Source organism: Aequorivita sp. KMM 9714, assembly GCF_011065475.1.
GTDB lineage: Bacteria > Bacteroidota > Bacteroidia > Flavobacteriales > Flavobacteriaceae > Aequorivita > Aequorivita sinensis.
In genome coordinates this window covers 160,170-166,448 of sequence record NZ_JAAGRO010000006.1, presented here as the reverse complement: position 1 = coordinate 166,448, position 6,279 = coordinate 160,170, and the positions used below count along the sequence as shown (strand labels likewise).

At 33.7% G+C, this 6,279-nt stretch carries 8 protein-coding genes; 5 read left to right on the top strand and 3 right to left on the bottom strand.

The annotated features are described in order from the left end of the window. The 5 genes from G3A46_RS12875 to G3A46_RS12855 all read left to right on the top strand — a co-directional run. The coding region (locus G3A46_RS12875) for an OmpA family protein (RefSeq protein ID WP_165150392.1) at window positions 1-605 on the top strand (605 nt) is incomplete at its 5' end. A gap of 107 nt (window positions 606-712) precedes the next feature. Further along, complete coding sequence (gene idi, locus G3A46_RS12870) at window positions 713-1,231, top strand: isopentenyl-diphosphate Delta-isomerase (protein WP_139856131.1); 519 nt, start codon at window positions 713-715, stop codon at window positions 1,229-1,231. Further along, entirely contained in the window at window positions 1,228-1,638 is a 411-nt protein-coding gene (locus G3A46_RS12865; RefSeq protein ID WP_139856130.1) for a 6-carboxytetrahydropterin synthase, read from the top strand. The genes idi and G3A46_RS12865 overlap by 4 nt, the downstream gene beginning before the upstream one ends. After that, entirely contained in the window at window positions 1,638-2,615 is a 978-nt protein-coding gene (locus G3A46_RS12860) for a type I phosphomannose isomerase catalytic subunit (RefSeq protein WP_165150390.1), read from the top strand. The genes G3A46_RS12865 and G3A46_RS12860 overlap by 1 nt, the downstream gene beginning before the upstream one ends. Window positions 2,616-2,680: 65 nt before the next feature. Then, a complete protein-coding gene (locus G3A46_RS12855) occupies window positions 2,681-2,947 on the top strand; it encodes a hypothetical protein (protein ID WP_165150388.1) in 267 nt (88 codons plus the stop codon). On the opposite strand, the gene G3A46_RS12850 is transcribed toward G3A46_RS12855, so the two are convergent. From G3A46_RS12850 to G3A46_RS12840, 3 genes are all read right to left on the bottom strand, one after another. Then, a complete protein-coding gene (locus G3A46_RS12850; RefSeq protein ID WP_165150386.1) occupies window positions 2,942-3,661 on the bottom strand; it encodes a DUF4369 domain-containing protein in 720 nt (239 codons plus the stop codon). The two genes, G3A46_RS12855 and G3A46_RS12850, sit on opposite strands and share 6 nt — an antisense overlap. Window positions 3,662-3,850: 189 nt before the next feature. Further along, entirely contained in the window at window positions 3,851-5,188 is a 1,338-nt protein-coding gene (locus tag G3A46_RS12845; protein WP_165150384.1) for a DUF819 family protein, read from the bottom strand. A gap of 107 nt (window positions 5,189-5,295) precedes the next feature. Beyond that, on the bottom strand, window positions 5,296-6,222 hold the full coding sequence (locus G3A46_RS12840; protein ID WP_165150382.1) for an alpha/beta hydrolase: 927 nt from the start codon (window positions 6,220-6,222) through the stop codon (window positions 5,296-5,298). Window positions 6,223-6,279: the final 57 nt, after the last annotated feature.

The following is a 6,279-nucleotide window of genomic DNA, read 5'->3' as shown; positions in this document are numbered from 1 at the left end:
CAAAAGAGATGTTGGCTGGTGCAAGTGTTTCCTTATTAGATGAGAATAATAAGCTTATAACTCAAACAACTGCTGATGAGAATGGTGTTTATAGTTTTGATGCAGATTGTGGGAAGCAGTTTACAGTTAGAGGAACCATGGAAGGATATAATCCACACGAAGAAATTGTTGAAACTCCTGAACTTACAGGAACTATCAATGTGCCGCTTCCATTATTTAGCAAAGGTCCTTGTGCGCCGAATGATTTAGGATGTAGATTAAACTTACAACCAATTTATTTTGACTTTGATAAGTCGTATATACGTCCAGATGCAGAAATAGAGTTAGCTAAAATTCTTGCTGCCTTACGAGAGTATCCAGAGATCGTTATCCATATAGAATCTCATACAGATTCACGAGGAAGTGATGCGTATAACGAAGCCTTATCTGAACGTCGTGCTCAATCTACCCTTAACTGGTTGATTTCAAAAGGAATCGATAGAAGTAGGTTAACTGCTAAAGGCTATGGCGAATCGCAATTGGTTAATGAATGTGAGAATGGAGTACCTTGTAGTGCAGAGAAACATCAATTAAATAGAAGGTCTATGTTCATCATAAAGAATTAACTCGACTAAATTAAATTCCATAAAAGCGTTTAATACTTTGTATTGAACGCTTTTTGCTTTTTATACAGCTACTGTTTTCGTATTTTTGAGCCAAAACTAAGTTTTTAATGGAAGAAGAAAAAGTAATACTTGTCGATGAGAACGATCAGAAGATTGGTTTAATGCCAAAAATGGAAGCCCATGAAAAGGGTTTGCTTCATAGAGCTTTTTCAGTTTTTGTATTTAATTCAAAAAATGAATTAATGCTTCAACAACGTGCATTGCATAAATACCATACCCCTGGACTTTGGGCAAATACTTGCTGTAGTCATCAACGCGACGGGGAATCTTCTATAGATGCTGGAAAAAGAAGACTTTCAGAAGAGATGGGTTTTACCACAGACTTAAAGGAAACCACAACATTTATATATAAAGCTCCTTTTGATAATGGACTAACCGAACACGAACTTGACCATATTCTAATAGGAAAGTATGAAGGAGAACCCAACATAAATCCTGATGAAGTAGCTGACTGGAAATGGATGAGTTTAGAAGAAGTTAAAAATGATATTCAAGCGAATCCAGATATTTATACAGCTTGGTTTAAAATTATTTTCGATAAATTTTATCAACATCTAGTTGTATGAGTTTAACTGTATTTAGAAAAGCACATTTCAATGCTGCTCATCGTCTATTTAAAAAAGAATGGGACGATGCAAAAAACTTTCAGGTTTTTGGAAAATGTAGCAACCCAAACTATCATGGGCATAACTATGAATTGGAGGTTGGCCTAACAGGTGAAATAGATCCTGAAACTGGATTTTTAATAGATCTTAATATTTTGAGAGATTTAATTAAAGAAGAAGTTGAAGACGCTTTAGACCATAAAAATCTAAATTTAGAAGTTCCTGAATTTAAAGATCTTAATCCTACTGTAGAAAATATAGCTATTGTAATTTGGAATAAATTAAGAAAACGTCTAGATTCTAAATTCGATATTACAATAAAATTATACGAAACCCCACGCAACTTTGTTGTTTACAACGGACATTAATGATTACAATTTCTCACCTTTATCCTTTAAAATTTGAACCTATACTTAAAGAAAAAGTATGGGGTGGCAATAAGTTGAAGGAAATATTTAATAAAGATGCCGATGAATATATAGGTGAAAGTTGGGAGATTTCTGGGGTAGAAGAAAGTGTTTCTAAAGTTGTTAATGGAAGTTTAAAAGGGAAAAACTTAAACTGGTTATTAGAGATTTATAAAGAAAAGTTAGTAGGTGCAAAAGTTTATAAGAACTACCAAAACACCTTCCCTTTGTTGTTTAAGTTTATTGATGCTCGTGAAGATCTTTCAGTTCAGGTTCATCCAGACGATATACTTGCCAAGGAAAGGCACGATTCATTAGGGAAAACCGAAATGTGGTATATTTTGGATGTTGAGGAAGATTCAAGATTGATTATAGGTTTTAATGGTGAAATTAATGAAGAAAAATATTTAAAAGCCCTTTCAGAAAAGAAAATCACCGAAGTATTAAAAACTGAATCTGTAAAAAAAGGAGATGCTTTTATTTTAAAACCGGGAACTGTTCACGCTATAGGCGCTGGAATACTTTTGGCTGAAATTCAACAAACCTCAGATAACACTTATAGAATATACGATTGGGATAGGCCGGACATTAACGGAGAAATGCGTGAATTGCATACCGACCTCGCGATAGATGCAATTGACTTTTCATCGGAAGAATCAAAACAGACTTATAAAACCAAGAAAAACACTCCTTCACAAATTGGTGTTACTGAGTTTTTTACTGTTAATAAATTAGATCTATCAAAAAATTACCTTCGAGATTTAAAAAGCATTCCATCTTTCACTGTTTATATGTGTTTAGAAGGTGAAGCCACAATAGAAACTAATGGTTATACTGAAACAATTAGTAAGGGAGAAACTGTTTTGATACCTGCTCAATTACCTGAAATAAAATTTATTACAAATTCAGTAAGCTTTTTAGAAGTGTACATAGCTTAATTGTTCGTATCTTTGCACCCAATTATTTAGAATACAACAAAAACAATTAAAGTAAGAACAATTCAATGGCAAACGTTAGAGATTTAAAAAAAGACATAAACTACGTATTAGGTGATATTATTGGTGCAGTTAGCATTTGGGAATTAACCAATGCACAGAAAGACAACAAAAAATCACAAGGTATTATAGACGAAGCTATCACAACTTTTGACGAGTTAATCGCGAAAGTAAACCAAAAAGATGTTGACAATAAAAAACAACACTTTACTGCTATAAAAGCTGAGCTAGAAGAAAGAGGTAGAAAATTAATCGACCAAATTAACGCTCTATAATATAGTATCTGTTTTTTTACGATTTACAATAAATGACTCCAATTCTTTACCGTATTTGGAGTCTTTTACTTTTGGGGTAAGCGCATTGTAAACGGTGTCTAAATACTTGATGTTGGCATCGTAAACTTCACTTAAAACAAGATAAGGAGCAAGTTCATATTCCTTATGGTTTAAAGCAAAATTTATAGTTGCGAAATATTTGCTAGAATGTAAAGCCCGCTGTTTATCTTCAATTTTTGCTAAAGAAGCTTCACTTGCGTTGTTTTTCAACTTTAATCTTTCTTCGATTAAACTTAAGTTTTTAATTACGTATCTATTTTTCAGTTTTAGATAATCTCTATACGCCTTATCATTTTCTGAACCTGTAACAACTGCAGCACTTCCAAAGTTCTTTAAGTTAGTAGTGATATTAATATCGCTATTTTCAGCAAAAAAAGTGATACGGTCATCTTTTAAGGTTCCGTCTTTAAGTCTAACATATAAATAGTAAACCTCTGGGCTCTCAACTTTATCTGAAAACTTAAAATTAGAATTACCATCTACAATCACCGAATCTATAGTAACTAGAACTGTGTCTTCAAATTTCTGAAACAATATTGTTCCTTTTTTAAGACCTTTTACAGTACCAGTAATATTCATAACTTCTGTATCCTTGGTTTCATTACAGCTAACAAGTGATACAAGTACAATTGCAATTAATAGAAAATAGCGCATTTTAATTATTTAAAGATGATATTATGCTAAAGTAGCTTTGTTTTACGAGCCTGCAAATATGACTATTTTTTTTCAAAAAGAATCGTTGAAAATAATGGATTCGGTGTTTCTTTATTCACAATTTAATCTTTAAAAGTTATCTAAAGATTTGTTTTCTTCAAAAGAAAAATACAACTGTATTAATTGCATTTAAGCAGCTGAAGCTAATTGCATAAGTACAGTACATAAAATTGCCGCTACCGTTCCCACAGCGTATCCAAATACTGCTAGTAGAACTCCAACCGTTGCTAGTGAAGGGTGAAAAGCAGAAGCAACAATAGGAGCAGATGCAGCACCTCCAACATTTGCCTGACTACCTACAGCCAAGAAGAAGTAAGGAGCGCGAATTAATTTTGCTGTCAGAATCATTAATCCCGCGTGTACAGCCATCCAAACTAATCCGATAACAATTAACCATAAATTATCGAATATGAGGGTTAAGTCCATTTTCATACCAATACTGGCAACTAATATGTAGATAAATACACTACCAAACTTACTAGCGCCTGCACCTTCATAAGTTCTGGCTTTCGTAAAGGATAGCAGTACACCAATAATAGTAGTTATGGTTATCATCCAAAAGAAACTAGAATCTAAGAAAGTGAAAATGTTTCTTGTTATCCCTTTTGGCATTTCACTCACAACAGAAGTAAAAAATCCACTTAGGAAGTTAGCTCCATAATGTGCCACACTAACAGTTCCAAAAGCGATTGCTGCAAGAACCATTAAATCTGTAAGTGAAGGGTTGCGATCAACTTTTTTAGCGTAATCGGTAACCTTTTCTTTTAAACTTTCAATGGCTGAAGTATCTGCTTTTAGCCATTTGTCAATTTTGGCAGATTTTCCAATTCCAAAGAGAATGACTGCCATCCAAATGTTTGCAACTACAATATCAACGAATACCATTCCGCCGTAAAGCTTTTGGTTGTAACCATAAATTTCAAGCATTGCAGTTTGGTTTGCACCACCGCCAATCCAGCTTCCTGCTAGTGTTGAAAGCCCGCGCCATACTGCATCTGCACCTTCGCCACCTACAGCTTCAGGATGAATAGAGCCTACAATTAAAACGGCTAAAGGCCCACCGATAACAATTCCGATGGTTCCCGCAAAGAACATAATTAAAGCTTTTGGGCCTAAATTGAGAACTCCTTTCAAGTCAATACTTAATGTCATTAATACTAAGGCTGCAGGCAGTAAATACCTACTAGACATATAATATAAACTTGTTTTTCCTGTGGTAGCCTCTCCGGTTTCAGAAACTGTTGTCCACTCTGGTGATATTATACCTGATGTTGTTAATAAAGCTGGAAGGAAATACGCCATGAAAAGCGCGGGAACTACACCATAGAATTTTTTCCAAAAACCATCTTCGCGTGAAGAAGTATAAAAAATGAAGCCTAAGGCTATCATCAAAATTCCAAAAACGATTGTGTCGTTGGTAAAAAGGGGAGTAGTGTCCTTAATAATTTCGGTAGCTGTATCTTGCATTATGGGTAGTTTTGGCGCAAAATACATATTTAATTTAAATTTTTAGAACTCTAATTTCAGAATTATGAGGTGTATGAATCTTATAACAACTTAATTTTTTTGATATTCTACTTATTAATAAATCCACTTATCGTTTCCACCAACTCTGGCATAATAGGCAGGTTATAAATGTTATAGGTTTTGCTGTTTTCTAAATCATTACCTTCAACTTCTTTAAGGATATGATTCATTTTTTCAATAATTTTATATTCAGCGTCTGGCTTGGCTTCTTTGAGTAGTTCGGCTTCTGAAACTAAAACTTGAATGTCTTTTGTTCCGTTAATGATTAAAACTGGAATATCTAGTTTTGCAATTTCTTCTTTTGGATCGAAAGCCATCCAACTCCCAATAAATGGTTGAATTTCTTTTCTAAAAATTGAAGCTAATCCTGGGTTGTAATTGTTAGCAACACCATTTACTCGAAGATCATCGAAGGCATCACGAGCACTATCAGCTAATCCAGGAGCTTGTTTGATTAGTTGAGAAACAATTACATCGTCTATAGATTGTCCCGCTCCTGCAACAGAAATAAAGCCATCTGCACCATTTTGCGCTGTAACCATCCCCACTAAGGAACCTTGACTATGGCCAATGATATATATTTTTGAAAATTCGTTTTTGTTTTTGAAATAATTTAGAATAGCATCAGCATCCTTTATAAAATCGCTGAACCGAATGTTTTTTTCATCAACATTACGCATTTTCATTTGCTTTACAATTCGTTTATCGTATCGAAAGGTAGCAATACCTTTATCGTAAAGTGCCTCAGCTAGGAATTTTAGTGAATTGTTCTCCATCATTTGTTGGTTTCCATTTCTATCTGTTGGACCACTTCCTGCAATTATAATTGCCAATGGAATTTTTTCTTCCGAATCTGGAGTTAATAAAGTGCCATCTATAAGTGGAGTAATCCGTAAATCTTCAGCGTTAAATTTCTTAGTTTGGGCAGAAATCACACTACTAAAAAGCAGGAAAGCAATAAATATATTTTTCATTTTATCTAAAATTATAACGTTGAAATTTAACCTTGCTAAGATAACACAAATTGAATT

Coding starts and splice junctions, on each gene's coding strand:
- G3A46_RS12840 (WP_165150382.1), bottom strand. CDS start 6,222: ATGAAAAATATATTTATTGCTTTCCTGCTTTTTAGTAGTGTGATTTCT.
- idi (WP_139856131.1), top strand. CDS start 713: ATGGAAGAAGAAAAAGTAATACTTGTCGATGAGAACGATCAGAAGATT.
- G3A46_RS12865 (WP_139856130.1), top strand. CDS start 1,228: ATGAGTTTAACTGTATTTAGAAAAGCACATTTCAATGCTGCTCATCGT.
- G3A46_RS12850 (WP_165150386.1), bottom strand. CDS start 3,661: ATGCGCTATTTTCTATTAATTGCAATTGTACTTGTATCACTTGTTAGC.
- G3A46_RS12845 (WP_165150384.1), bottom strand. CDS start 5,188: ATGCAAGATACAGCTACCGAAATTATTAAGGACACTACTCCCCTTTTT.
- G3A46_RS12860 (WP_165150390.1), top strand. CDS start 1,638: ATGATTACAATTTCTCACCTTTATCCTTTAAAATTTGAACCTATACTT.
- G3A46_RS12855 (WP_165150388.1), top strand. CDS start 2,681: ATGGCAAACGTTAGAGATTTAAAAAAAGACATAAACTACGTATTAGGT.